This is a genomic window from Candidatus Skiveiella danica, assembly GCF_022705245.1.
GTDB lineage: Bacteria > Pseudomonadota > Gammaproteobacteria > Burkholderiales > Burkholderiaceae_C > Skiveiella > Skiveiella danica.
Genome location: NZ_JAKJEW010000099.1, coordinates 1 through 916, shown reverse-complemented (window position 1 = coordinate 916; position 916 = coordinate 1). Strand labels below are relative to the sequence as shown.

Genomic DNA, 916 nt, shown 5'->3' with positions numbered 1-916 from the left:
AAGATGGTCGAGGAGAACGTGGGCGTCGTCACGGCTTTGGTCCCATACATCGGCTATCAGCATTCATGCGACATCGCGAAGGAGGCTCGGGCAACGGGCAAGAGCGTGCGGGCTCTCGTCGTCGAGAAGGGGTTCATGACCGAGAAGGAGCTGAATCACGTATTCGCCCCTTCCAGAGTGACCAGGCCCGGCAAGCCGGATGCAGAACTGAATCGGCACAGAGTAGCTGTTTCCGATAGTGAGACCGCAGTCACGAAAGCTTAAAGGAGGAGCACGCATGTCATTGAGGGAAGACGCCCTTAAGCTTCACAAGGACAGCATGGGCAAAATCGAAGTAGTAAGCAAGGTTCCTCTCCGAAACAAGCAGGATCTGAGCCTCGCGTATACTCCCGGCGTCGCTGAACCCTGCAAGGAGATTAATGCCGATTACGAGAAGATCTATGACTACACAAACAAGGGTAACATGGTGGCTGTAGTTACCAACGGCACGGCTGTGCTGGGGCTGGGCGACATCGGCGCAGGAGCGGGAATGCCTGTGATGGAAGGGAAGGCAGTCCTCTTCAAGGGGTTCGCGGCGGTGGACGCATTCCCCATCTGCCTGGACACCAAGGATCCCGACGAGATAGTTACGATAGTCAAACGCCTCGAGCCGACGTTCGGCGGCATAAACTTGGAGGATATCTCGGCGCCTGTGTGTTTCGAGGTTGAAGACAAGCTCAAGAAGATTAGCAGCATCCCGATTTTCCACGATGACCAGCATGGCACCGCGATCGTGGTATGTGCCGCCATGATCAGTGCCCTCAAGCTCATAGGGAAGAAGGCATCCGAAGTCAAGGTAGTGGTGAACGGGGCTGGAGCGGCAGGTATCGCGGTTACCAAACTGCTTATGACGGTCGGCGTCAAGGACGCGATCCTG

1 protein-coding gene and 1 pseudogene are annotated in these 916 nt (G+C 56.1%); both read left to right on the top strand.

Annotation, left to right across the window (positions count from 1 at the left end; translation table 11 throughout):
* Window positions 1–264 (top strand): annotated as a pseudogene (locus ACMUOY_RS20205) (hypothetical protein); the annotation flags it as partial.
* Between the two features lie 13 nt (window positions 265–277).
* Window positions 278–916 (top strand): NAD(P)-dependent malic enzyme (locus tag ACMUOY_RS20200; protein ID WP_413894524.1); only part of this gene is annotated, 639 nt, incomplete at its 3' end.